Below are 21,764 nucleotides of genomic sequence, written 5' to 3' on the forward strand. Positions count from 1 at the left end.
GCTGACGCTCCTCTAGCCTTGGCGGCAATTCCAAGAACAAGAGGTACGCTGCAATGACTGCCCCCTTGAGTGCGATCAAAGTGATCGAGATCGGCACCCTGATTGCCGCGCCGTTTGCCGCGCGCATGCTCGCCGAATTCGGCGCCGAGGTGATCAAGATCGAAGCCATGGGTCAGGGCGACCCGTTGCGCAAATGGCGCAAGCTGCACGAAGGAACGTCGCTGTGGTGGTATCTGCAATCGCGCAACAAGAAATCCCTGGCACTGAATCTCAAGTCCGCCGAAGGCATCGAACTGGTCAAGCAACTGGCACGCGATGCCGACGTGATCATCGAGAACCTGCGCCCCGGCGCCCTGGAAAAACTCGGCCTGGGCTGGGAGGTGTTGCACGCGCTGAATCCCGACCTGACCCTCGTGCGCATCTCCGGCTACGGCCAGACCGGCCCCTACCGCGACCGCCCCGGTTTCGGCGCCATCGGCGAGGCCATGGGCGGCATTCGCTACACCACCGGCACTCCCGGTTCGCCACCGGCGCGGGTCGGGGTGAGTCTCGGTGATTCGCTGGCCTCGCTGCATGCGGTGATCGGCGCGCTGATGTCGCTGTTGCGGGTCAAGACCGGGCAGGGCGGCGGTCAGATCGTCGATGTATCGCTGGCCGAAAGCGTGTTCAACGTCATGGAAAGCCTGGTGCCGGAATACGACATGCTCGGGCATGTCCGTGAACGCAGTGGCGGCGCACTGCCGGGCATCGCCCCCTCCAACACCTACCTCACGGCGGACGGCGCCTATGTGGTGATTGCCGGCAACAGCGACCCGATCTACAAGCGTCTGATGCAGGTCATCGGCCGCAACGATCTGGCCGAAGCCGAAGAGTTCGCTCACAACGATGGCCGCGCGGCCAAGAGTGGTCTGCTCGATGCCGCCATCACCCACTGGACCAGCCGCCTGCCGATCGATGATGTACTCGCCGCGCTGGAGGCCGCAGAAGTGCCGGCCGGGCGGATCTACTCGGTGGCCGACATCGTCGCCGATCCGCACTATCAGGCACGCGGCATGTTGCTCGACGCCGCACTGCCGGGCGGGGCGACAGTAAAAATGCCGGGCATCGTGCCCAAACTTTCAGAAACCCCCGGCGGCGTTAACTGGTCGGGACCCGGACTGGGCCAACACACCGATGGCATCCTCGCTGACCTCGGCCTGACTGCGTCGGACATTCAACGTCTGAAAACCCAGGGAGTGGTGCAATGATCACCGATTACTCGCAAGCCTTGATCGTCCAGGAAGTCTCCCCCCGGGACGGCTTGCAAATCGAACCGACCTGGGTCGAGACCGAAGACAAGATCGCCCTCATCGATCAACTGTCGCTGGCCGGATTCAGCCGCATCGAGGCTGGCTCGTTCGTCTCGCCCAAAGCCATTCCGGCGCTGCGCGACGGGGAGCAGGTGTTCACCGGTATTCAGCGGCAACCGGGGCTGATTTACGTGGCGTTGATTCCCAACCTCAAGGGCGCGCAGCGCGCGCTGGAGGCCGAGGCGGATGAGCTGAACCTGGTGATGTCCGCCAGCCAGAGCCACAACCTGGCGAACATGCGCATGAGCTGCGAAGCCTCGCTTTCGGCATTCGCGCAAATCGTCGAGTTCACCCGCGGCACCGGGGTGCGGCTCAACGGCAGCATCGCCACGACGTTTGGTTGTCCGTTCGAAGGCTGGATCGACGAGGACCGGGTGCTGCAAATCGTCGACGCCTATCAGCAACTTGGCATTCCGGGAATCACCCTGGCCGACACCACCGGCATGGCCAGTCCGCGACAGGTCGATCGGCTGGTACGACGGGTGTTGCAGCGTGTCTCGCCTACTGACCTGACCCTGCATTTTCACAACACTCGAGGCCTGGGGCTGTGCAATGTGCTGGCGGCCTACGAGGCGGGTGCCCGGCGTTTCGACGCGGCGCTCGGCGGCCTCGGCGGTTGCCCGTTTGCACCGGGCGCATCGGGAAATATCTGCACCGAAGACCTGGTGAACCTCTGCGATGAAGTCGGCATCCACACCGGCATCGATCTGCCGCTGCTGCTGAAACTGTCCCGAGGGTTGCCGGCACTGCTGGGGCACGAAGTCCCCGGACAACTGGCGAAGGCCGGGCGCAATTGCGATCTGCACCCGATCCCTGGCTGAGGCCTGGCCGCCACGGAAAACATGCTCCACCACCAGACAACAAAAACAATCGGACGCCCCTGGCAGTCCGCCTGGAGAAAACGCTATGAGCCTCAATGTAATGGAGGCGGGCGTGAGCCCGTCCGTCGATCTCGACGCCGAAAAAGCCCTGGTCAGCAAAGTCGCCTGGCGCCTGATGCCGTTGATCATGGTCTGCTACCTGTTCGCGTTTTTCGACCGCATCAACATCAGCTTTGCCAAGTTCCAGTTGCAGGCCGATCTGAGCCTGAGTGACACCGCCTACGGCCTTGGCGCGGGGCTGTTCGTGGTCGGTTACGTGTTGTTCGAAGTGCCGAGCAACATGATGCTGTACAAGGTCGGCGCCCGGCGCTGGATCGCCCGGATCATGATGTCCTGGGGCGTGGCGACCGCGCTGATGGTGTTCGTCAACACCGAATGGCAGTTCTACGCGCTGCGTTTTCTTATCGGCGCGATGGAGGCCGGTTTTGCCCCCGGCGTGCTGTATTACCTGACGCTGTGGTTTCCGCAGCACTTCCGTGGACGCATCACTTCGATGCTGTTCCTCGCTTCGGCGTTTGCCGGGCTGGTCGGCGCGCCGTTCTCCGGGCTGGTGCTGGAACACCTCGACGGCGTGCTGCATATGCGTGGCTGGCATTGGTTGTTCCTGCTGGGTGGCGTGCCGTGCGTAGGCCTTGGTTTCCTGGTGCTGACCCTGCTCAAGGATCGGATTGAGGACGCCCACTGGCTGACCCCGGACGAGAAAGAACTGCTGTCCAGCCGCATTGCCCATCACGAACCCCACAAGAGCGGCGGCTCGTTGCTGGCGGCGCTGAAAATCCCGGGATTCCTGACTCTGGGGCTGATCTACTTCCTGATCCAGGTGGCGTCCTATGGCCTCAACTTCTGGGCGCCGCAGCTGATCCGCAGCGCCGGCACCGAGAGCCCGGTGATGATCGGTTTGCTGACTTCGATCCCGTACATCTGTGGCGCCATCAGCATGGTGGTGATCGGTCGGTTGTCCGACGCTACCGGTGAGCGGCGCAAGTTTGTCGCCGGGCTGGTGATCGTCGGCGCCATCGGTTTCTTCAGCGCCGGGATCTTCGCCAGCCACACCACGTTCCTGATCGTCGCCCTTGGCCTGCTCGGCGCCGGCATCATCGCCTCGATCCCGAGCTTCTGGACCCTGCCACCGAAATTGCTGGCCGGAGCGGGCGCCGGCGCGGCGGGCGGGATCGCGGTCATCAACACCCTGGGCCAGTTCGGCGGGATCGTCAGCCCGGTGATGGTGGGCCGGATCAAGGACCTGACCGGCAGCACCACGCCAGCGCTGTATGTCATCGGCGTGGCGGCGCTGATTGCGGCGGCGTTGCTGTTGTGGGGATTGCCGCAGAAACTGCGCACGCTCGACAAGGGGTGAACCATTGAAAAGATCGCAGCCGGCGACAGCTCCGTGTAGTTGTCGCTGGCTGCGATCTTTTTGCCTTTCATTGCGCTGACAAGGCTCTCGCCCCGGAACTGCCAAACTGAATCAACATCACCCCGGCAATCAGCAGCACGGCCCCGAACACCCGAGGCAACGTCAGTTGTTTTTCAACCAGCCCGAACAAGCCGAAGTGGTCCAGCACTATCGACGTCAGCACTTGCCCGGCCAACGCCAATGCCACAAAACCCGAAGCCCCCAGCTTCGGCAGCAGCACCACGGCCAGCGCCACGAAACACACGCCGAACGCGCCACCGGTCCACATCCACAAGGGTGTCTTGGCCATTATCGCCAGGGAGGGCAATGGCAGACGTAACGCGACCATCACCGGCAGCAACACCAGCACACTCATCACCAGCGAGGCGAACGTCGCCCACAGCGGATGTCCCACGCTGCGAGCCAGGTTGGCGTTGATCGCACTCTGAAACGGCACCACCGCGCCGGCCAACGCCGCCAGCAACAACAGACCAGCCCAATGCAAGGTACTCATGATCGTTCTCCAGCAAGGTTTTGCTGGACTCTAGGTCATTCGTCGAGCAGATTTAAATTCCGTTTTTTCATCAGGAACATGCATTGGATGAATGACCTGCGCCGCATCGACCTCAACCTGCTGGTGATCCTCGACGCCTTGCTCAGCGAACAGCACGTCACTCGCGCGGCGGAGCGTCTGCACCTGAGTCAGCCGGCGGTCAGCCATGCCCTGGCGCGACTGCGCGATCTGCTCGGCGATCCGTTGTTGGTTCGCGCCGGCTCAAGTCTGGCGCCAACGGCCCGGGCGCTGGAATTGGTGGCGCCCCTGGCCGAAGCACTGGCGCAGGTGCAATCGCTGCTGGCGCCCAACACCTTCGATCCGGCCAGCGCCCGCCGTACTTTTCGCATCGCGATGTCCGACTATGGCGCGGCGATCATCCTGCCCGACCTGATCCGCACACTGCGTCGCGAAGCGCCGGGCATCGACCTGCAAATCAGCCACGCGAGCCGTGAAGGCATGCTCGACGGTGTGCTCAACGGCGATATCGACGTGGCCGCCGGGGTGTTTCCCGATTTGCCCCACGAACTGCGCAGCACGCCGCTGTTCGAGGAACACTACGTCTGCCTCGTCGACCGCCAGAGCATGCCCGCCAACGGTATTCTCGACCTGCCGACCTACCTGTCGCGGCCTCACGTTTTGCTGGAAATGCGCGGCAGCGGCACCCCGGAAATCGAGCGCACCCTGACCGCCCTGCGCGAACGCCGCCGCGTCGCCGTCAGCCTGCCGCACTGGAGCGTCGCGCCGCAGATCATCAGCGGCACCGACCTGATCCTCACCGTCGCCTCCCGCGCACTGGACGACATCGACCCACAGACGCTGGTCGTCGTACCGCCACCGTTTGTCATTCCGCCGTTCAGCTTCGTGCTGACGTGGCACAAACGGCGGGGTGGCGATCAGGCGTTGAATTGGTTGAATCAGCGGATCGGGGAGGGGATAGTGCGCGGCTGAAGTTCATCAAGGAGTGGGACGTGACAGTGAAGTCTGGATTGGTGTTTTGCGCAGTGTTGCTCGCAGGGCAGGCATCGGCTGATTGCACGCCAATGCCGGTGAAAGGGGATCAGGATTATTCGGTTTGCAAAGAATGGCCGGCGTATGAGGGCTTGACCCTCAGTGCCTACGCTCATCTCAATCCGGCAGTTGCTGACGCGTTCGGCACCTATGATTTGGACGTGTCCGTTTTGAGTGAGGGCCATTCGGCTCCGATTGCGGCTTACCACCAAGCCGCTGCTTACACGCTTGAGGGTGTTGGGCTGCAAGAATTAGCGCTGGATACCGCGCGCTACAAACTGGCTCCCGATCTACGAGCCTTTGGGGTTCGAGCCAGACTTAACAACGCATCTCGCCTCAACCCGGTGGAAGAAAACCAGCTCTCGCTCTATGTGAGAGAGGGCGCCAAACTGCGATCCGTTCTGAGTAAATTACTGGTCTATCAGTACGGCGGCGAGTGGGACGGCAATTGCGCAGGTGAGCGATTCGAGATCACGCGCACCGTTGAAATCGCCAAAACCAATTCTCACGCCTATGCGGACTTGATTGTCAAAACCCAGCAAACCCATACGACAAGTGTGGGCGAAGGCGACGCCTGTGAAGATAAAACCATCGTGGACAAACCCGTGTTGACAACCTTGCGCTACGACGGCGACTCCTACGCCGTGCCCATCGAGTTCAAGGGCCTGTAGCCGCGCCGGGAACATCATTTTTATCAAGGAAGAACCATGCTTACTCCAACCCGACTCTTCATCGCCCTCAGCCTTTTCGCCTTCACTGCTCAAGCTCAGTCTGCGTGTGTGGTGAAGTCCTTTGACGGTCATTCCCTCTCACGCTGCAAGGGATGGCCGGCGTTCAAGGATCAGGCGATTTCCGTCAAATCGACCTTTGTCCCTGACTCCAGTGGCGATGATGCCGGCGTATTCGATCTGGAACTTTCGCTTCTCAATTCCACCAACTGGAAGCCGATGGCGACTTACCTCAAGCCCGGTGCCTACAACTCCGACGCCATCAGTTTTGATGACCTGGTGATCGATACGGCGCGCTACCGACTCGCACCGGACGTCCGTGCGTTCGGCCTGCGGTCGAAGTTCGAGCACAGCTCCCGCGTCAATCCCTACTCGAAAACCGATCTGGCGCTGTATGTTCGTGAAGGCAATAAATTGCGCCCGGTACTCGAAGGTCTGGTGGTCTACAAAAACAATGGCGAGTGGATGGATGACTGCGAAGGCGAAGGCCAGACCATTCGCCGAACCGTCGAAATCGGTCCGTTGAGCCACAACGGTTTCGCCGATCTCATCGTCACTTCGAGCGGTTCGGCGCTTAAAACCTATGCGTCCGGCAAGGAATGCCTGTCCAAAACCACCGACTTGAAGAAAACCCAGCTCACCCTGACCTACGACGGCAAGCAATACACCGTCCCCGAAGACCTCAGAGGTTACTGATCCGATGCTCACCGGTCTCAACCACCTGACTCTCGCCGTCACTGACCTGGACCGCAGTCTCGCGTTCTATCGCGAGCTGCTTGGGTTGCGCGTTGAAGCAACCTGGGACGCCGGTGCCTATCTGTCATTACCCGGTCTCTGGTTGTGCCTGTCGCTCGATCCGCAACGCCGGGAAGAACCCGCCGCCGACTACACCCATTACGCCTTCAGCCTGAGCGCATCGGACTTCCCGGTTTTTGTGCAAACGCTGAAAACCGCGAACGTGGGCGAATGGCGTGAAAATCGCAGCGAAGGGGCGTCGTTCTATTTCCTCGACCCGGACGGGCACAAGCTCGAAGCCCATGTCGGCGACCTGGCCTCGCGGCTGGCCGCGTGTCGGCACAAGCCTTACGCCGGAATGCGATTTTTCAGCGAGTCATGAACATCCAGCCATCGCTGGGATAGACTGACGGCCACGTTTTATGGCGCTTGCAGGTTTTTCCATGACTCCATCGTTGCTTATGGCCGTGCTGGCCTCGGGATTCATCTACGGCATCACACCGGGGCCGGGTGTGCTGGCGGTATTCGGCATCGGCGCGGCGCGTGGGCGTCGGGCGGGCGCGGGGTTTCTCTGCGGTCATCTGCTGGGAGACGTGGTCTGGTGCAGCACGGCGCTGATCGCGATTGTCGGCGCCCGGGAAATCGGCAGCACCGCCTTCGACGTCCTCGGTGTGCTCAGCGGTCTGTACCTGTTCTGGCTCGGTTGGCGTGCGGTGCGGGCCAAGCGCAGCAACGGCGATCAGCCTCAGGGCGCGGCGCGCCAGCCGTTCTGGCACGGGATTCTGTTCGGCCTGACCAACCCCAAGGCCTACCCGGTGGCGGTGGCGACTTTCACCGCGTTGCTGTCGAGCCGTGCCGAGTTGCTCAACTGGTCGATGCTGCCGATGTTGATTGCCTTGAGTTTCCTCGGCGGATTGCTGGCCTACGCTATTCTCATTGGCATCGTCGGTGCCCGGCAGGTGCGTACCCTGTACCAGCGCCATGAACTGGCGATTACCCGGTTGTGCGGGGTGATGTTTATCGGTTTCGCCATCAATGCGTTGGTGCATGCGTTGCCGGGGCTGATGCCGAACAAGGCTTGAAGTCGATCGCAGGACGCGAAGTTGCCAGGTCAGGGATGGTTGATCAGTGCTGCATTGTCCGGATTCTCACGCTGAACCATGGAAAGCCGAAACTCCGCGCCGTTGGCGAGCTACATCGATCTGTTGCTGGATGCCGTCTGCGCGGTGGACAAACAGGGCCGCTTCGTTTTCGTCAGCGCGGCCTGTGAACGCATTCTCGGGTACACGCCTGACGAGTTGATCGGTCAGGCAATGATCGATTTCGTTCACCCCGCCGACCGCGAGCGCACCCTGACGGCCGCCCGCGACATCATGGGCGGCGAGCCGAAAAACAATTTCGAGAACCGCTACGTGCGCAAGGATGGTAGCGTCGTCCACATCCTGTGGTCGGCGCGCTGGTCCGAGGTCGATCAACTGCGCATTGCCGTCGCCCGGGACATCACCGAGCGCAAACTGGCTGAGTCGCGCCAGGCGGCGTTGTATGCGATCTCCGAAGCGGCGCATGCGGCGGAAGATTTGCTGGCGCTGTTCAAGCGCATCCACCAGATCATTGGCGAGTGGCTGCCGGCGCTGAATTTTTCCGTGGCGCTGTACGACGAGCATTGCGCACAACTGAACTTCCCGTATCACGTCGACGATAACGAGTTGCAGCCCGAACAGCCCGGAACGGTGACCGGACGGCTGTGTGCCGAAGTGATCCGCAGTGGCCAGCCGATCCTGCTGACCCCGGACAGCCCCAACGCGCCCGCCGATTTCGCCGCGTTGGTGGCGGGGCAGCATTCGCCCTGCTGGCTCGGTGTACCGCTTAACTCAAAGAACGGCACCATCGGCGCGCTGATCGTCAAAAGCCTGGCCGGCGGCGAGCGCTACACCGAACAGGACAAGGAACTGCTGCAATACGTCTGTGCCCAGGTCGCCACCGCCATCGAGCGCCAGCAACTGCACGCGCGCCTGCGACGCATGGCCCAGTACGACCAATTGACCCAGTTGCCCAACCGCGAACTGCTGCGCGAGCGGCTCAAGGCTGCGCTGGCTTATGCCCAGGAGCAATCGGGGCACATGGCACTGCTGTATGTCGATCTGGATCGCTTCAAACAGGTCAACGACACTTTCGGTCATGCGGTGGGCGACATGTTGCTGCAGACCGTCGCCAATCGGCTCAAGGGCTGCGTGCGCGAAACCGACACCGTGGCCCGGATCGGCGGCGACGAATTCGTGATTCTGTTGCACAGCGTTCATGTCGCCGACGATGCCGACAGCGTGGCCGAGAAGATCCGTCAGGTGCTGATGCAGCCGATGCGCCTGGACGGTCACAACCTGCACATCGAGCCGAGCATTGGCGTTGCCCGCTATCCCGAACATGGCAACCATGAGCAGGAATTGTTCCGTCATGCCGACCAGGCGATGTACACCGCCAAACGGCAGAATCACCGGGCGCTGGATAGCTGATGTGAGGTCGCCGTTCGTCGCGGCGACCGCAACTTTTCTAAACCTTTATCGTCGGCGAAATTCTCAATCTAGGCGGGCATCTTGCTCGCTACGATCATTACCAAGAGGTAGAGAATCATGCCTAACTCAAGAAACTCGAACTCGGGAAACTTCGCCAACGATCGAACCAAGGCGTCTGAAGCCGGTCGCAAAGGTGGGAAAACCACCACAACGACGGTCGACAAAGAGCCTGCAAAAGCAGAAACAGGCCGCAAGCCTGCTCAGAAATCGAAATAGTCGGTGAAGGTCGTTTTGATTGAGAGGCGGGGGCGCAAGCTCCCGCTTGAATGTGCCGAGAAGGAGGGCGCGACCATGAGCCGGATGGCCACCCGATTACGCAACGCCAGTTTTGTCACCCTGCTGGGCCTGTACGCCAGCAGCGCTTTCGCCCAGTCGCCCGCCGACTTCATCAACGATGCCTCGGCCAAAGGCATGGCCGACATCGAAGCCAGTCGCCTGGCGCATCAAAAGTCCGAGTCCAAAGAGATCAAGGACTACACCATCGTCGTCATCAATGACCGCACCACCGCCAATCAGCACCTGGCGAAGATCGCGAGGAAACTCGACCTGCCCGTCGCCCCGCGTGAGGAGGTCATGGACAAGGCCAAGGCGCTGATTCCGGAGGTCAAGGACGGCGCGACTTTCGATCAGGCGTACGCGGCGAGCCAGGTCAAGGCGACCGAAGAAGCGATCCAGCAGATCCAGCAGGAAGCCCAGACCACCGACGTGCCGGAGATCAAGGCGTTCGCCGATGAAACCCTGCCCAAACTGCAAAACCATCTGGAAATGGCCCGGGCACTGCAGGCCAGTCGCTGACCCCGGACAAACCATAAAACAGTGGCGAGGGAGCAACTACCCTCGCCACTGTTTTGCCGTCAGCACTCATTCAGGTCCTGTTTTGGCTTGCTCTTTTCCCCCAGCCCGTCAAGGTTGAACACCTCGCCTTCGCCCAATGCCCGGTAGTGCTTGCGCAGCGCCTCCAATTGCTTGAGATCCAGTGCTTCCAGCCCGAGCATCGCGTTCTGCGCCTCCTTGGTCACCAGCAACAGCTCGTCGATCTTCAAATGCAGAATGTCGGTGTCGCGGTTCTGCGTGTTCTGGATCAGGAACACCATCAGGAACGTGATGATCGTGGTCGAGGTGTTGATGATCAGTTGCCAGGTGTCGTTGTAATCGAAAATCGGCCCGCTCAACCCCCACAACCCAATCAGAATCAAAGCGCCCATGAACGTCTTCGGACTACCCGCCCACAGGGCGAGCTTCTGGGAAAGTTTCGCGAATTTCATTGCCGTGTTCCTTATGGGAGGGGCCTGAAATTCTGACAGCGGGGGTGTGGGGAAAATTCTACTTATTAAACGCTTGCTGGCTCCGCGAGTTCCTGGCTCTGCATCTGCTGAGAAAACCGGCTCATTGGCCGGATTTCCGCTAAACCGCAACCTCGACTTCAACCACCCACTTGAAATACCCCGCAGCCTCACATCGCTGATTGACCAGCATCAGGCACAACTCGAATTCGACCTTGCCTGGGGCCTTGGGTGTACTCGCCCAGTAATGGTCATGGGCCTTTTGGTTGCCCGGCTCGGTCGGGACGTCGGGTTGCGGGGCGGGGATCGTGAGGTCTGGGTGGACCTCCAGATGAGGGGCTGAAAGTACCGTGTCGGTATCGACTGTCATGTCGTAGATCACAACGCTGTGTTCGGCGATGAGGCTGACGGTTCTGCCGCGAAAATGAATGTCGCGGCCCATTGTGCCGGGTAGTCTGATTTTGCTGTCATTAGTAACAATTTCTTTCGGAATGTCACCCACAACAAAAAGGATGAATCCGTCGCTGATGCTCGTGGGGTTTTCGGCATCGAGGCTGGGCTCTGGGTAGCGCGAAAGCAGGGATTCGGCATCGACGACCAACAGGACATTGTGGGCATTCGTGTCGTCGGGGGACGGTGGCGGGATCGGTTCGGAAGTCATCATGGATTCCTTTCATGATGTTGACACAAGACGGCAACCGCTTCGGTCGAGGCAAGACATCCTGTTCCGACCGGGCAGCAATGGAGCGGTCCGGCCCCTCGCTGACAAGGGGCCAGAAGCGTCGTCAGTTGTGAATCGAAATGAACGGATCCCACGAGCAGCAGCCGACGATCTGGCAGTTGCGATCGACGATCAGAAAGTGGAAGTGGTAAGTCACGCGACCGCAGGACAGGGTTTCCGAGGACCAGTAATGGTTATCGACTTTCTGGCAGCTGGGCACTGAAGGGTTGCTGGTGTTTGGCACTGCAACGCATGCCGTAGCCTTGCGCGGTGAGGGCGGGGAGATCAGATCGTTGCCCTGGTTACCGATGAACTTGTAGAAAATCACCGCGTTTTCGAAGCTCTGCGACAGGCTGGTTTCACGCCAGCGAATCAGGTCGCCGACCTGTGCCTTCAGATCCAGTTCACCACCGGCCTGGCCGCTGACCACGTTGTCCTGATTGGTCACCATGTAGACATGTTTCCAATCGATCAGCGTTGGCGAAGCAGGATTTTTACTGATGCCAGGATAGTTTTTCAGAATGGTTTCGGTGTCGATAGAGACAAGTACATCCGTGACTCGAGACATGGTAAAGCTCCTTTTTCAAAGTGGGCACCTGATTGCAATTCAGGTGCGACAACGTTGCTTGCCAAACTGGCCGTTGCGAACACACTACTGACGGAACCCGCCGGTCACGAGAGATGAGCAGAATCTGCTCCCTGCAGGACAGCTGATGGGGCGGTTCCTTCCGCCTGCCGCAAATTGACTATAGGTAGGTTTTTAATGCTGTCAAAACCGCGCTTATGTGGTTCGACGAACGGTCAGTCTGGTGATAAGCACCGAAGAATGGGTAATAAGGCCGGGCGGACATCGTTCGAAATGTGTCGGTCTGGAGCTGAGGGCTGCCCGGCCTGTATCGTAATGAACCTCTGGAATGCACCGTGTCAGGAGAACGCAATGAGTTGGTCCGCCAAACAATACGTCGCTTTCGAAGATGAACGCACCCGCCCGGCCCGTGATCTGCTCGCGGCGATTCCCCCGGCCCTGGCGCAGTCGGTGGTGGATATCGGTTGTGGTCCCGGCAACTCGACGGAGCTGCTGGTCGAGGCTTTTCCACAGGCCAGGGTGCAAGGGCTGGACAGTTCGCCGGACATGATCGACGCGGCACGCAAGCGTCTGCCGCAGTTGCAGTTTGATGTCGCAGATATTGATGCATGGAGCGATGAAGGTCCGTTCGATGTGATCTTCGCCAACGCGGTGTTGCAGTGGGTGCCTGAGCACGAGACGTTGCTGCCGGCGCTGGCGGGCAAATTGGCGTCGGGTGGCAGTCTGGCGATCCAGATGCCGGATAACCTCAATGAGCCGTCTCATCGCCTGATGCGTGAAATCGCCGCCAATGGCCCATGGGCAGGGAAACTCGCCGGGGCTGCCGGGCAGCGCACCGAGATGGCAGATGCCAGCGGTTACTTCTCGATGCTGCGGCCGCATTGTTCGCGGGTCGATGTGTGGCGCACAACTTATCACCATCAGTTGTCGGGCGGCGCGGCAGGGGTGGTGGAGTGGTTCAAGGGCAGTGGGTTGATTCCGTTTCTCAGCCCTTTGACCGAGGCCGAGCGAGAGGATTATCTGAAACAATATCTGGCGGCGGTTGCGCGGGCCTATCCGGCGTTGCCCGATGGTTCGGTGCTGTTGCCGTTTCCACGGTTATTCATTGTGGCGACGCGTTGAGATGGGGTTGTGTGGTGCGGGGTGAGCGTAAAACAGGCCCCTACGGTGCGTATTTCAATTCGTGATGTTTAAAGGTTGTGTCGAATTTGCCGAACTTTCCCACGCTCTTTTCAGGTTGTCCGTCGGAAGTCCGATCTCTAGCCTTTAGTCGTCGCTGTTGATTCAGTGATCGGGATTGGAACCCTGAGGATAATCGGAAGTAAAAGCACCTTTCGTGACGTATGCTTGCGCACGTTTTATGTGAGCACTCCGTTATGGTGGCTGTGCGCGGGAGGCCTTCGGGTCTGCCGGGTTTCCGTTTCCCCGGGTTCCAACCTGCGTACAGCTGCCACCCTTCGCGTGGAACCGAATGGTCAGCACTCACGAAATAAACGGGATGACACTATGAAAAAACCAACACCCAACCCACCCGAAGTCGAAACCGATCCAACCTCGCCCTACGAATCCATCGACTCCAGAAAACTCCACGACGCGGCTGAGCGCGCCCTCGATCACTACCTCGTCTCGCCCGCGTCCATCATGCACTGCGCCCATGAACCCGAACCCATGTACCTCGCCAACCCGAAGTACAACGCCGAATCCCTGTTGGCCAACGCCAGCGAGACCCTGGGTTCAGCGACCGAGATGCTCAACAACTTTGCCGCGACGCTGGACAGCTCCTGCCGAAAGACTGCACTGGGCATTGCCCAGGTAGTGATGGTGGCGGAGTTGGCAGTGAACCAGGCGCTGGATCACGTTGAGCTGAACGAGTAGCTTTCGGAAACTAAAAAAAAGCCGGTCATGACGACCGGTTTTTCTGAGGCGTTTCAAGGGGACTTACGCTTGTCAGGAAACGCCTGAAAGAAGACTTTCGTATGGAATACGCAACCCATCGTGCAGCCGTTTGATCATCGACAGACTCAACTTTCGTTTTCTGTTCAACACTTCGGAAACGCGCCCACTGGTGCCAATGAATGGCTCCAGATCCCGAGGGGTAAGCCCTTGTTGATCCATGCGAAATTTGATTGCCTCAATCGGGTCGGATGACGGAATCGGGTAATGCTGGTCTTCGTATTTTTCGATCAGCAGCGCCAGAATCTCCAGTTCATCACCTTCCGGTGAGCCAATGTCAGCCCCCCAGAGCTGTTCCATTCGGGAAAGCGCAGCGGCGTGGTCTTCCGGGCTGCGAATCGGTTTAATGTTCATTACACGGTCTCCGCGTTGATCTGGTCGTACTGGGCATGGGTTCCCACAAATCGGATGAAGCCAAGCTGCCGCTGGTAATCAATTGCCAGAATCACTCGGTACTTATTGCCGCCGACGTTGAATACTACTCGCGATCCTTTCAGGATGCTGGCCGTGCCAAGCTCTGTCTTGAGCGCTTGTGGTGTGTGATAAACAGCCTTTTCCATATGGCGATACCATTCAACCAGTGGTGTCCGGGAGTCCGCGTGAGCCGGGCTGCTCTCCCAGAATTTCCGTAGGGTTGCTCTTGCAATCAACCGCATCCATGCCTCCTCCCGTTTTGGGAGATATTAGTCGTCCGGTAGCAGGGCCGCAATCACTGTTTCCGATAGGAAAGCGCCTAGCCGCTCTGCTTTCATGATAGGAAGGCTACAGAACCACAGGGCCCGAATTGTTTTTCAAAGGGTGACCAACGTTTTTGCGTGATCCAACCAATCTCCAGACACAAAAAAACCGGCTCATTGGCCGGTTTTTTCATTTCTGCATCCCTCGTTACAAAACACAACGCGAGACATGAATTTGATTGGAGCGGGTGAAGGGAATCGAACCCTCGTTATCAGCTTGGGAAGCTGGAGTAATGCCATTATACGACACCCGCTCAGAGCGGCTGACTTTGTACCAGACTCGGGCGCGGATTAGAAGTTTTCTTTGCGCTCGATCTGCTGAAAGCCTTGAAGCAGACCGGCAGTCGGTCATTCGCGGGCAAGCGCAGCGGCCTCAAAAACCCAAAAGCATCAGGTCCGCTGGCTTGCTCGCGATGACACTTTTTCAAATGGCCAGCGCATGGTGATCCTGAGTGAACTGATAGCGCGTCCGGCTCATCTGCTCGGTCGGCTTAAGGAAGCCGAGCAGTGCGTTCTGGCTATCCCGGCAGGCGGATTTGTGTTCCATGTCGAGAAAGTGCCCTGTGGCTTGCAGGGTGGTGAACGTGCTTTGCGCCACATGGTTGCCGAACAGGCGGGCATCCTCGGCGGAGGTGTACTCGTCCCATTCGCCGTTCATGAACAGCACCGGCACGTTGATTTTCTTCGCCGCGTTCAAGTAGCACTGGCGATCGCTGTGCAGCACATTGTTGATGTGAAAGTGCATCTGCCCGTATTCGTGCTCGGCCAGGCTGCTGACGTGGCGATAGTTGAAACGCTTGAACAATGAGGGCAGGTGTTTGCCGATGGTGTTGTTGACCAGATGCCCGACCCGGTCGCGATCCAGGTTGCCGAGGTGTTCGACGCCGCGCTCGAGGTAGTCGAGCATGTGCGCGTTGATCACCGGGGAGAACGAGCTGATCACTGCTTTTTCGATGCGCCGTGGCTGGTGCGCGAGGGCGACCATGGTCGCGGCGCCGCCCCAGGAGAACGACAGAACGTGCTCGGCGGCGAAGTGATCGATGAGCTCCAGCAGGATCTGCCCTTCGATTTCCTTCGTCAGCATTTTCTCGTGGCGGTTGTGGATTTTTGACTTGCCCGCGTAGGGCTGGTCATAGCAAACCACATTGAATTGCGGGTGCAGATTTTTCACGGTTTGAGCAAACGACGCCGTCGTGGCCATTGAGCCGTTGACCAGAATAATGGTCTTTTGCGCAGCGTCTGTGCGATAGAACTCCGTGTAAACCCGATACTGACCTTGTATATCCAGCACAGCGATTTCTGGCCTCATGTCATAAGACTCCTGGCAAGCGGGTAGGCGCGCAAACAGATTGCACGAGCTTTGTGACAGGTAGGCATACGCCTGGAATTTGCAGGCCCATGTCGATCCGGAAACGGCTGGTCGACGGGTATTGTTATTGGCGGGCAATCTGTCGGCTGAGGCGGAGCCTTGGGGCTCTCTACCGACAAAAAGTTTCTTAGAAGTATGTTGTGACTCGTCGGTCACAATTCGGCCGACGTCCTGATTCAAGCAGGGGGATCAGGATCGCGCAAGTGCCGTTGGTAAATTGTTCGACAACTTCTGCTGAGCGGTCGCCGGCTTAGAACAAATGAATCTCTTCGGTGCGCAAAGCGCGATACTCGCCCGGTTTTAGCGCGTCATCGAGCCGCAATTCGCCCATGGATTCACGGTGCAGGCGCAGCACCTTGTTGTTGAAGTAACCGAACATGCGCTTCACCTGGTGGTAGCGACCTTCGACGATGCTCAGCCGTGCCGCCTTCGGGCCAAGCACTTCAAGCAGCGCCGGTTGGGTGGTCAGGCTCTCGAAGGCGAAGTAGATCCCCTCGGCGAACTTGATCGCATATTCCGGGCCGATGTCCTGCTCGGTTTCGACGTAGTAGACCTTCGGCAATTTGGTCTGCGGCTGGGTCAGACGTCGCGACCAACTGCCGTCGTTGGTGATCAGCATCAGCCCGGTGGTGTTGAAGTCCAGGCGTCCGGCAATGTGCAGGTCGTCCTTGTCCGGTTCGTCGATCAGGTCGAGCACGGTTCGATGTTGCGGGTCGCGGGTGGCGCTGACGCAGCCCTGGGGCTTGTGCAGCATGAAGTAGCGCGCGGGTTTGCCGCTTTGCAGCACTTCGTCGTCGACTTCGACGCGGCTGAATTCCAGCACTTCGCTGTGGGGATCGCTGACGACTTTTCCGTCAATGCGCACGCGTTTTTCCACCAGCAACAGACGAACCTGCTGACGGTTGTAGCGGGGCAAGTTGCTGAGGAAACGGTCGACGCGCATGTTCAGGAATCGGCAGACAAAGGGGCGCGCATCTTACGGGATCGGCCGTTTGGCCGCTTGCAGTTGCGCCTCGACCTGAGCGCAGCGCGGGCACAGGCAGGATTGGTCGCGCAGTGTTGGCGGCAACGCTTCGAGTACCGCCGGATCGATGCTGACGCCATAGCACCAGCACGCGTGATCGGCGGTGCGCGGATCGGCCAGGGTGCAGTCGTTGCGGGCACCACAGGCCGGGCAGAGGTCAGGTCGGGTCATGTCAGGCATAGGTCGAGTGAGGCATTTCCACGCAGGTGCGGTTGCGGCCGGTTTGCTTGGCCCGGTACATCGCATGATCGGCCCGGGACAGCAGGCTGTGCAAGGTGTCGTCCCGTTGCAGGGTGGTGGCGCCGATACTGACAGTCAGATTCAGGGTGTGACCGTTGTAGGCATAGTCCTGTTGTTCGACGTGTTGCCGGATCTTCTCGGCAATTTTCTGACCGGTGTCGCCGTCAGTGTCCTTCAGCAAAACGATGAATTCCTCACCGCCCCAGCGGCAAACGATGTCGGAATGGCGCAGGCAGCTTTGCAGATCCCGGGCGAACCCGATCAGCACCTGATCGCCGGCCATGTGCCCATAGGTATCGTTCAGCGCCTTGAAGTGATCCAGATCCAGCAGCAGGGCGGTCAGCGGTTTCGGCTCGCGCTGCGCTTCATGCAGGGCTTGCACGGCGAGCAGGTCAAAGCCGCGACGGTTGGGCAGTTCGGTCAGGCTGTCGAGGGTCGCCTGAGCCTGGATCTTCTCCTGGAAGCGCTTGATCACCCGGTTGAGCAGGGCCAGGACAATCAGCGTCACCAGCAGGCAAATCAGCAGGTTGAGATACAGCGACTGACGGATTTCACTCAGGGCGCCGTCCTCGCGCTTGTCGACGAACAGATACCAGTTCAGCTCAGGAATGAACCGGACGTTGAGGAAATGTCCCTGGCCGTGGGCGGAATATTCGTAGCTGCCGCTATGGGGTTTGGGCAACTGGCTGACCAGGCTTTTCATGCTGTCGAGGTCGTTGAGGCTTTTGCCGACCCGCGCCCCTTCCGGCCCGCCCTCGGCGCCGGTCAGCACCAGTCGGCCGAAGGTGTCGACGAAATAAACGCTGCGTTGATAGCGCTGTTGATACTTGTCGATCAGCTTGATCACCGCATCCACCGTCAGGCCCACGCCGGCCGCGCCGATGAACCGGTTGTGGTAGTCGTAGACCTTGTAGTTGATGAAGAAGGTCATGTTGTCTTTGTTGGCAAGATCCGGGTCGACGTTGATCTCGTAGGGGGCCTGCATGTCACGCACGCGGAAGTACCAGGCATCGCGCGGCTCGTCGATTTTCACCCGCTTGAGTACGCCCTTGGCATGGTAATAGGTGAGGGTGGCGTTGGAGACGAAGAACGCTGTGTAGGCGCCGTAATGGGTCATGACCTCGTCGAGGTAACGGGTCATCTGCTGGGTGTCCTGTTCGCCGTTGACCACCCAGTCGCGCATGAAGGTGTCGCGGGACATCATCGAGGAAATCAGGATCGGTCTGACGAGGTCTTTCTGGATTTCCGAGTACACCGTATCGGACGTCAGCGGCAGTTCGGTGTTGACGATGCTGTCGCGGATTGACGCTCGCGAGGCGTAGTAACTGAGCAACGACGTGGCGAGGAAACCGGCGCCGAGCAGGGCGATCAGGGTCAACACCAATGAACGTTGGGAGTACAGCGCAGATCTGAGCGGCATTGGCAGTTCCGTTGGCGGTGGCCCGATGGCAAGCATTCTAGTGGGAGCGACGAGAAATAACTGCTTCGCGATGACGGTGGTTCAACTTTGATGGATGTTTCGTCTGATATGGCCTCTTGGCGGGCAAGCCCGCTTCCACCAGGGCTGTGGCAGCGCACTGGCACCGCCGATCCGAAGCCTGACGGGAGCAGGCACTTGATCGGGTTGCATCAGTCAAAAGAGGTGTCGGCTGCGCTGTCCTGTAGCGGCCGCTGGTCTTTCAGGAGGCCGCCATGCGTATTCCAAAACTGTTGCGTCAAACGCTTTTCGCTGCGGTATTCGGTCTGGGGCTTTCCGGCTGTTATTACTACGCCGGGCCGTACGATACCTACTCCACTCCTTACTACTATCCCGGCTATTACTCGCCTTATTACTACGGTGGCTACTACGGCCCGCGCTACTACGGCGGCGCCCGTTATTACTATTACGGCGGACACGGATATCGCGGCGGGTACGGCCGCGGTTATCACGGCGGCGGATACCACGGTGGGCACCATTAATCAGCGGCTGAATAGGGCGTCGGCGGATGAACAAGGTTTCATTAATCACTTGTTTCAACTTGTTACAGGAACGCACCAGATTCTGAAAACGCTGTCAGATAATTCGTCAGTCACCGAATAAATGACTGACGCCTGCCAGCGTCGCTGGTGTGGCCCACCCGCGGTCCAGGAGGCCGCCATGTATCGCCGAATCGTACTGTTCACTGTGATGCTTTTTACCCTTGGCGGCTGTGCTCCGTATTCCTACGCAGACAGCTATTACAGTTCAGAGGTCTACACATCACCCGCGCCGGCGTACTACGGCGGTGGCGGCACTTATTACAGCGGCGGCACCTACTACTCGGCACCGCGTTACTACCAGCCAGCGCCGCGCTATTACCAACCCGCGCCACGTTATTACTCGGCGCCCCGTTACTACCAACCGGCCCCACGCTACTACGAAAGCCGTCGCTGGCACGGCAATGATCGCGGACGCTGGGACGGCCACCGCCGGGGTGGCTGGGACGATCATCGCGGTCGCGGCGACTACGACCGACACAGCGGCAGGGGCGACCACAACGGTCGTGGCAACCGCTGGTAACCACCCGCAAAAAAGCGGCGCATTGAGCGCCGCTTTTTTTGTGCCTGCAAAATGTGGAGCGGTGGGTCAGTAGGGCGACAAATCCGCCAACGGATGCCGCCCCTCCCAGACCTTGTGAAAGTGCGCCTCGACCACCGCTTCCGGTACGCGAGCGATGTCCGGCCAATGCCAGTGCGGCTTCTGATCCTTGTCGAGCAACCGTGCCCGCACCCCTTCGCTGAACTCCGGATGACGGCAGCAATTGAGGCTCAGGGTGTATTCCATCTGGAAGACTTCGGCCAGGGACAGGTGACGGGCACGGATGATCTGTTCCCAGACCAGGTGCGCCGTCAGCGGACAGCCTTCGCTCATTGTCTTCGCGGCGCGGGCAATCAGCAGGTCGTTGCTGTCGCGTTGCAGGCTGATGGCTTTCCAGGCGCAGGTCACGTTGCTGACATCCAGCCATTCGTCGATCTGCTGACGCCTTGGCAACCACTGCGCGTCCGGCATCTGCGCCACGGCTTCTTGCTGCAGAGCCTTCAACAGACTGTTGAGTTGCATCGCGGTCTGTTCCTGCCAGTTCAATTGCAGCAGGCCGTCGATCAACTCCTGCTGTTGCTCGTCGAGCAGGAAACGGTCGGCCAGGTCCAGGTCGATCGCATCACGACCGTTCATCTGCGCGCCGGTCAAGCCGAGAAACAAGCCGAGCTTGCCCGGTAACCGGGACAGAAACCAACTGGCGCCGACATCCGGGTACAGGCCGATGCTGATTTCCGGCATCGCCAGTCGGCTGCTCGGCGTGACGATACGTATATTCGCCCCTTGCAACAGGCCCATGCCACCGCCCAGCACATAACCATGGCCCCAGCAGATCAAGGGTTTCGGGTAGGTGTGCAGGCTGTAATCCAAGCGGTATTCCGCGTTGAAAAACTGTGCGGCCAGCGGCGGTACTTCCCCCGGATGAGCGCGGCAGGCTTCCACCAGGCTGCGCACCTCGCCGCCGGCGCAGAAGGCTTTGGCGCCGTTGCCGCGCAGCAGGACGCAGACGATTTGCGCGTCCCTGGCCCAGGCGCTCAGTTTGTCGCTCAGGGCGTGGATCATCGGCAGGGACAGGGCGTTCAGGGACTTTTCGGCATCCAGGCTGGCGATGCCGATGCGGGCGCCGTCGGTGCCGGTGAGTTCTTCGAAGTGCAGATTCATCGTGACCTCGATCGGGAATTTGAACGATCAGTATGATCGCTGTGTGGGAAAGTGCCGGATCTGTGTCAGATCAATTGACAAGCGTGGTCGGCTTTCCTAGGGTTCGCCCCATTGTTTTTGCCGGATATGACCATGACTACTGACGACCGTATCAAACTCGAACCGAGCTGGAAGGAGGCACTGCGTGCTGAGTTCGACCAGCCCTACATGGCAGAGTTGCGCACTTTTCTGCAGCAGGAGCGGGCGGCCGGCAAGGAAATCTATCCGCCGGGTCCGCTGATTTTCAACGCGCTGAATTCGACGCCACTGGACAAGGTGAAAGTGGTCATCCTCGGCCAGGACCCGTACCACGGCCCGGGCCAGGCCCATGGCCTGTGCTTTTCGGTGCAACCGGGCGTGCCGGCGCCGCCGTCGCTGGTCAACATCTATAAAGAGTTGAAACGCGACCTGAACATCGACATCCCCAACCACGGTTATTTGCAGAGCTGGGCCGACCAGGGCGTGTTGATGCTCAACACCACCATGACCGTCGAGCGTGCCAACGCCAATGCCCACAAGGACAAGGGCTGGCAGTTCTTTACCGACCGGATCATTGAAGTGGTCAGCCAGCGTCAGCCGCATCTGGTGTTCATGCTCTGGGGCTCCCATGCGCAGAGCAAGCAGAAGCTGATCGACGCGACCAAACATCTGGTGCTGACGTCGGTGCATCCGTCGCCGCTGTCGGCTTATCGCGGGTTTTTGGGTTGCGGGCATTTCAGCCGCACCAACAAGTTTCTCGAGCAGAATGGCGAAGCGCCGATTCAGTGGCAGTTGCCGCCGATCTGACGCTGGCCTGAAAGACCTCTTCGCGAACAAGCCCGCTTCCACAGGGAAATACATCCCAATGTGGGAGCGGGCTTGTTCATGAAGA

At 59.6% G+C, this 21,764-nt stretch carries 27 protein-coding genes and 1 tRNA gene; 16 read left to right on the plus strand and 12 right to left on the minus strand.

Annotated features, from left to right (window positions below; all coding sequences use genetic code 11):
- Window positions 1-53: 53 nt before the first annotated feature.
- The 3 genes from N8H74_RS19260 to N8H74_RS19270 all read left to right on the plus strand — a co-directional run bounded on the left by N8H74_RS19260 (window position 54) and on the right by N8H74_RS19270 (window position 3,587).
- Window positions 54-1,247 carry a CaiB/BaiF CoA-transferase family protein gene (locus N8H74_RS19260; RefSeq protein WP_262149524.1) on the plus strand — a complete coding sequence of 398 codons (1,194 nt, stop codon included), beginning with the start codon at window positions 54-56 and terminating at the stop codon, window positions 1,245-1,247.
- Window positions 1,244-2,170 (plus strand): hydroxymethylglutaryl-CoA lyase, encoded by a 927-nt coding sequence (locus N8H74_RS19265; protein WP_262149525.1) that lies wholly within the window; start codon window positions 1,244-1,246, stop codon window positions 2,168-2,170. The genes N8H74_RS19260 and N8H74_RS19265 overlap by 4 nt, the downstream gene beginning before the upstream one ends.
- Window positions 2,171-2,255: 85 nt before the next feature.
- Window positions 2,256-3,587 carry an MFS transporter gene (locus N8H74_RS19270; protein ID WP_262149526.1) on the plus strand — a complete coding sequence of 444 codons (1,332 nt, stop codon included), beginning with the start codon at window positions 2,256-2,258 and terminating at the stop codon, window positions 3,585-3,587.
- A gap of 67 nt (window positions 3,588-3,654) precedes the next feature.
- Here the strand turns inward: N8H74_RS19270 and N8H74_RS19275 are convergent, their stop codons facing one another.
- Window positions 3,655-4,140 (minus strand): DMT family transporter, encoded by a 486-nt coding sequence (locus N8H74_RS19275; RefSeq protein ID WP_262149527.1) that lies wholly within the window; start codon window positions 4,138-4,140, stop codon window positions 3,655-3,657.
- A gap of 78 nt (window positions 4,141-4,218) precedes the next feature.
- Here N8H74_RS19275 and N8H74_RS19280 point away from each other — a divergent pair, with 78 nt between their 5' ends.
- From N8H74_RS19280 to N8H74_RS19315, 8 genes are all read left to right on the plus strand, one after another.
- The gene (locus N8H74_RS19280; protein ID WP_262149528.1) at window positions 4,219-5,130 is read left to right on the plus strand and encodes a LysR substrate-binding domain-containing protein; all 912 of its coding nucleotides are present in this window, start codon (window positions 4,219-4,221) and stop codon (window positions 5,128-5,130) included.
- A 20-nt stretch (window positions 5,131-5,150) separates the two neighbouring features.
- On the plus strand, window positions 5,151-5,861 hold the full coding sequence (locus N8H74_RS19285) for a hypothetical protein (RefSeq protein WP_262149529.1): 711 nt from the start codon (window positions 5,151-5,153) through the stop codon (window positions 5,859-5,861).
- Between the two features lie 36 nt (window positions 5,862-5,897).
- Complete coding sequence (locus N8H74_RS19290) at window positions 5,898-6,614, plus strand: hypothetical protein (RefSeq protein ID WP_262149530.1); 717 nt, start codon at window positions 5,898-5,900, stop codon at window positions 6,612-6,614.
- 4 nt (window positions 6,615-6,618) lie between these two features.
- Window positions 6,619-7,035: a fosfomycin resistance glutathione transferase gene (gene fos, locus N8H74_RS19295; protein ID WP_262149532.1), complete on the plus strand. Its 417-nt coding sequence runs from the start codon at window positions 6,619-6,621 to the stop codon at window positions 7,033-7,035.
- A gap of 61 nt (window positions 7,036-7,096) precedes the next feature.
- Window positions 7,097-7,735 carry a LysE family translocator gene (locus tag N8H74_RS19300; protein WP_262149533.1) on the plus strand — a complete coding sequence of 213 codons (639 nt, stop codon included), beginning with the start codon at window positions 7,097-7,099 and terminating at the stop codon, window positions 7,733-7,735.
- 78 nt (window positions 7,736-7,813) lie between these two features.
- Window positions 7,814-9,163, plus strand: coding sequence for a GGDEF domain-containing protein (locus N8H74_RS19305; RefSeq protein WP_262149534.1), 1,350 nt, complete (start codon window positions 7,814-7,816; stop codon window positions 9,161-9,163).
- A gap of 117 nt (window positions 9,164-9,280) precedes the next feature.
- Window positions 9,281-9,439 (plus strand): KGG domain-containing protein, encoded by a 159-nt coding sequence (locus N8H74_RS19310; RefSeq protein WP_108590648.1) that lies wholly within the window; start codon window positions 9,281-9,283, stop codon window positions 9,437-9,439.
- Window positions 9,440-9,514: 75 nt separating this feature from the next.
- The gene (locus tag N8H74_RS19315) at window positions 9,515-10,018 is read left to right on the plus strand and encodes a DUF4142 domain-containing protein (protein ID WP_262149535.1); all 504 of its coding nucleotides are present in this window, start codon (window positions 9,515-9,517) and stop codon (window positions 10,016-10,018) included.
- Window positions 10,019-10,077: 59 nt separating this feature from the next.
- On the opposite strand, the gene N8H74_RS19320 is transcribed toward N8H74_RS19315, so the two are convergent.
- The 3 genes from N8H74_RS19320 to N8H74_RS19330 form a co-directional block, all read right to left on the minus strand.
- On the minus strand, window positions 10,078-10,488 hold the full coding sequence (locus N8H74_RS19320) for a low affinity iron permease family protein (RefSeq protein ID WP_217831445.1): 411 nt from the start codon (window positions 10,486-10,488) through the stop codon (window positions 10,078-10,080).
- Between the two features lie 139 nt (window positions 10,489-10,627).
- The gene (locus N8H74_RS19325) at window positions 10,628-11,167 is read right to left on the minus strand and encodes an inclusion body family protein (protein WP_262149536.1); all 540 of its coding nucleotides are present in this window, start codon (window positions 11,165-11,167) and stop codon (window positions 10,628-10,630) included.
- Between the two features lie 124 nt (window positions 11,168-11,291).
- On the minus strand, window positions 11,292-11,795 hold the full coding sequence (locus N8H74_RS19330; protein ID WP_217831443.1) for an inclusion body family protein: 504 nt from the start codon (window positions 11,793-11,795) through the stop codon (window positions 11,292-11,294).
- A 369-nt stretch (window positions 11,796-12,164) separates the two neighbouring features.
- Between N8H74_RS19330 and tam the strand changes: the two genes are divergently transcribed.
- Entirely contained in the window at window positions 12,165-12,935 is a 771-nt protein-coding gene (gene tam, locus N8H74_RS19335) for a trans-aconitate 2-methyltransferase (RefSeq protein ID WP_262149538.1), read from the plus strand.
- A gap of 384 nt (window positions 12,936-13,319) precedes the next feature.
- Complete coding sequence (locus N8H74_RS19340; protein ID WP_262149539.1) at window positions 13,320-13,688, plus strand: hypothetical protein; 369 nt, start codon at window positions 13,320-13,322, stop codon at window positions 13,686-13,688.
- Between the two features lie 72 nt (window positions 13,689-13,760).
- Here the strand turns inward: N8H74_RS19340 and N8H74_RS19345 are convergent, their stop codons facing one another.
- From N8H74_RS19345 to N8H74_RS19375, 7 genes are all read right to left on the minus strand, one after another.
- Window positions 13,761-14,120, minus strand: coding sequence for a transcriptional regulator (locus N8H74_RS19345; RefSeq protein ID WP_262149540.1), 360 nt, complete (start codon window positions 14,118-14,120; stop codon window positions 13,761-13,763).
- Window positions 14,120-14,422, minus strand: a complete 303-nt coding sequence (locus N8H74_RS19350; protein ID WP_262149542.1) for a type II toxin-antitoxin system HigB family toxin — start codon at window positions 14,420-14,422, stop codon at window positions 14,120-14,122. The genes N8H74_RS19345 and N8H74_RS19350 overlap by 1 nt, the downstream gene beginning before the upstream one ends.
- Before the next feature lie 261 nt (window positions 14,423-14,683).
- Window positions 14,684-14,757: transfer RNA gene (locus tag N8H74_RS19355), tRNA-Gly, on the minus strand.
- Between the two features lie 170 nt (window positions 14,758-14,927).
- Window positions 14,928-15,812, minus strand: a complete 885-nt coding sequence (locus tag N8H74_RS19360; protein ID WP_217831439.1) for an alpha/beta hydrolase — start codon at window positions 15,810-15,812, stop codon at window positions 14,928-14,930.
- A 310-nt stretch (window positions 15,813-16,122) separates the two neighbouring features.
- On the minus strand, window positions 16,123-16,815 hold the full coding sequence (locus N8H74_RS19365; protein WP_217831438.1) for a pseudouridine synthase: 693 nt from the start codon (window positions 16,813-16,815) through the stop codon (window positions 16,123-16,125).
- A 33-nt stretch (window positions 16,816-16,848) separates the two neighbouring features.
- Window positions 16,849-17,067, minus strand: a complete 219-nt coding sequence (locus N8H74_RS19370) for a cysteine-rich CWC family protein (RefSeq protein ID WP_262149545.1) — start codon at window positions 17,065-17,067, stop codon at window positions 16,849-16,851.
- A gap of 1 nt (window position 17,068) precedes the next feature.
- Entirely contained in the window at window positions 17,069-18,556 is a 1,488-nt protein-coding gene (locus tag N8H74_RS19375) for a sensor domain-containing diguanylate cyclase (protein ID WP_262149546.1), read from the minus strand.
- 272 nt (window positions 18,557-18,828) lie between these two features.
- Here N8H74_RS19375 and N8H74_RS19380 point away from each other — a divergent pair, with 272 nt between their 5' ends.
- Together N8H74_RS19380 and N8H74_RS19385 are read left to right on the plus strand one after the other, a co-directional pair.
- The gene (locus tag N8H74_RS19380) at window positions 18,829-19,095 is read left to right on the plus strand and encodes a hypothetical protein (RefSeq protein WP_217831435.1); all 267 of its coding nucleotides are present in this window, start codon (window positions 18,829-18,831) and stop codon (window positions 19,093-19,095) included.
- A 178-nt stretch (window positions 19,096-19,273) separates the two neighbouring features.
- A complete protein-coding gene (locus N8H74_RS19385; RefSeq protein ID WP_217831434.1) occupies window positions 19,274-19,675 on the plus strand; it encodes a hypothetical protein in 402 nt (133 codons plus the stop codon).
- Window positions 19,676-19,741: 66 nt separating this feature from the next.
- Here the strand turns inward: N8H74_RS19385 and N8H74_RS19390 are convergent, their stop codons facing one another.
- Window positions 19,742-20,854, minus strand: a complete 1,113-nt coding sequence (locus tag N8H74_RS19390) for an enoyl-CoA hydratase/isomerase family protein (RefSeq protein WP_262149548.1) — start codon at window positions 20,852-20,854, stop codon at window positions 19,742-19,744.
- 132 nt (window positions 20,855-20,986) lie between these two features.
- Here N8H74_RS19390 and ung point away from each other — a divergent pair, with 132 nt between their 5' ends.
- Entirely contained in the window at window positions 20,987-21,679 is a 693-nt protein-coding gene (ung, locus tag N8H74_RS19395) for a uracil-DNA glycosylase (protein ID WP_262149550.1), read from the plus strand.
- The last annotated feature ends 85 nt before the right edge of the window (window positions 21,680-21,764 follow it).

It is taken from the genome of Pseudomonas sp. B2M1-30, from assembly GCF_025447575.1.
GTDB classification, from domain to species: domain Bacteria; phylum Pseudomonadota; class Gammaproteobacteria; order Pseudomonadales; family Pseudomonadaceae; genus Aquipseudomonas; species Aquipseudomonas botevensis.

Coding starts and splice junctions, on each gene's coding strand:
- N8H74_RS19260 (WP_262149524.1), top strand. CDS start 54: ATGACTGCCCCCTTGAGTGCGATCAAAGTGATCGAGATCGGCACCCTG.
- N8H74_RS19265 (WP_262149525.1), top strand. CDS start 1,244: ATGATCACCGATTACTCGCAAGCCTTGATCGTCCAGGAAGTCTCCCCC.
- N8H74_RS19270 (WP_262149526.1), top strand. CDS start 2,256: ATGAGCCTCAATGTAATGGAGGCGGGCGTGAGCCCGTCCGTCGATCTC.
- N8H74_RS19275 (WP_262149527.1), bottom strand. CDS start 4,140: ATGAGTACCTTGCATTGGGCTGGTCTGTTGTTGCTGGCGGCGTTGGCC.
- N8H74_RS19280 (WP_262149528.1), top strand. CDS start 4,219: ATGCATTGGATGAATGACCTGCGCCGCATCGACCTCAACCTGCTGGTG.
- N8H74_RS19290 (WP_262149530.1), top strand. CDS start 5,898: ATGCTTACTCCAACCCGACTCTTCATCGCCCTCAGCCTTTTCGCCTTC.
- fos (WP_262149532.1), top strand. CDS start 6,619: ATGCTCACCGGTCTCAACCACCTGACTCTCGCCGTCACTGACCTGGAC.
- N8H74_RS19300 (WP_262149533.1), top strand. CDS start 7,097: ATGACTCCATCGTTGCTTATGGCCGTGCTGGCCTCGGGATTCATCTAC.
- N8H74_RS19305 (WP_262149534.1), top strand. CDS start 7,814: ATGGAAAGCCGAAACTCCGCGCCGTTGGCGAGCTACATCGATCTGTTG.
- N8H74_RS19310 (WP_108590648.1), top strand. CDS start 9,281: ATGCCTAACTCAAGAAACTCGAACTCGGGAAACTTCGCCAACGATCGA.
- N8H74_RS19315 (WP_262149535.1), top strand. CDS start 9,515: ATGAGCCGGATGGCCACCCGATTACGCAACGCCAGTTTTGTCACCCTG.
- N8H74_RS19320 (WP_217831445.1), bottom strand. CDS start 10,488: ATGAAATTCGCGAAACTTTCCCAGAAGCTCGCCCTGTGGGCGGGTAGT.
- N8H74_RS19325 (WP_262149536.1), bottom strand. CDS start 11,167: ATGACTTCCGAACCGATCCCGCCACCGTCCCCCGACGACACGAATGCC.
- N8H74_RS19330 (WP_217831443.1), bottom strand. CDS start 11,795: ATGTCTCGAGTCACGGATGTACTTGTCTCTATCGACACCGAAACCATT.
- tam (WP_262149538.1), top strand. CDS start 12,165: ATGAGTTGGTCCGCCAAACAATACGTCGCTTTCGAAGATGAACGCACC.
- N8H74_RS19340 (WP_262149539.1), top strand. CDS start 13,320: ATGAAAAAACCAACACCCAACCCACCCGAAGTCGAAACCGATCCAACC.
- N8H74_RS19345 (WP_262149540.1), bottom strand. CDS start 14,120: ATGAACATTAAACCGATTCGCAGCCCGGAAGACCACGCCGCTGCGCTT.
- N8H74_RS19350 (WP_262149542.1), bottom strand. CDS start 14,422: ATGCGGTTGATTGCAAGAGCAACCCTACGGAAATTCTGGGAGAGCAGC.
- N8H74_RS19360 (WP_217831439.1), bottom strand. CDS start 15,812: ATGAGGCCAGAAATCGCTGTGCTGGATATACAAGGTCAGTATCGGGTT.
- N8H74_RS19365 (WP_217831438.1), bottom strand. CDS start 16,815: ATGCGCGTCGACCGTTTCCTCAGCAACTTGCCCCGCTACAACCGTCAG.
- N8H74_RS19370 (WP_262149545.1), bottom strand. CDS start 17,067: ATGACCCGACCTGACCTCTGCCCGGCCTGTGGTGCCCGCAACGACTGC.
- N8H74_RS19375 (WP_262149546.1), bottom strand. CDS start 18,556: ATGCCGCTCAGATCTGCGCTGTACTCCCAACGTTCATTGGTGTTGACC.
- N8H74_RS19380 (WP_217831435.1), top strand. CDS start 18,829: ATGCGTATTCCAAAACTGTTGCGTCAAACGCTTTTCGCTGCGGTATTC.
- N8H74_RS19385 (WP_217831434.1), top strand. CDS start 19,274: ATGTATCGCCGAATCGTACTGTTCACTGTGATGCTTTTTACCCTTGGC.
- N8H74_RS19390 (WP_262149548.1), bottom strand. CDS start 20,854: ATGAATCTGCACTTCGAAGAACTCACCGGCACCGACGGCGCCCGCATC.
- ung (WP_262149550.1), top strand. CDS start 20,987: ATGACTACTGACGACCGTATCAAACTCGAACCGAGCTGGAAGGAGGCA.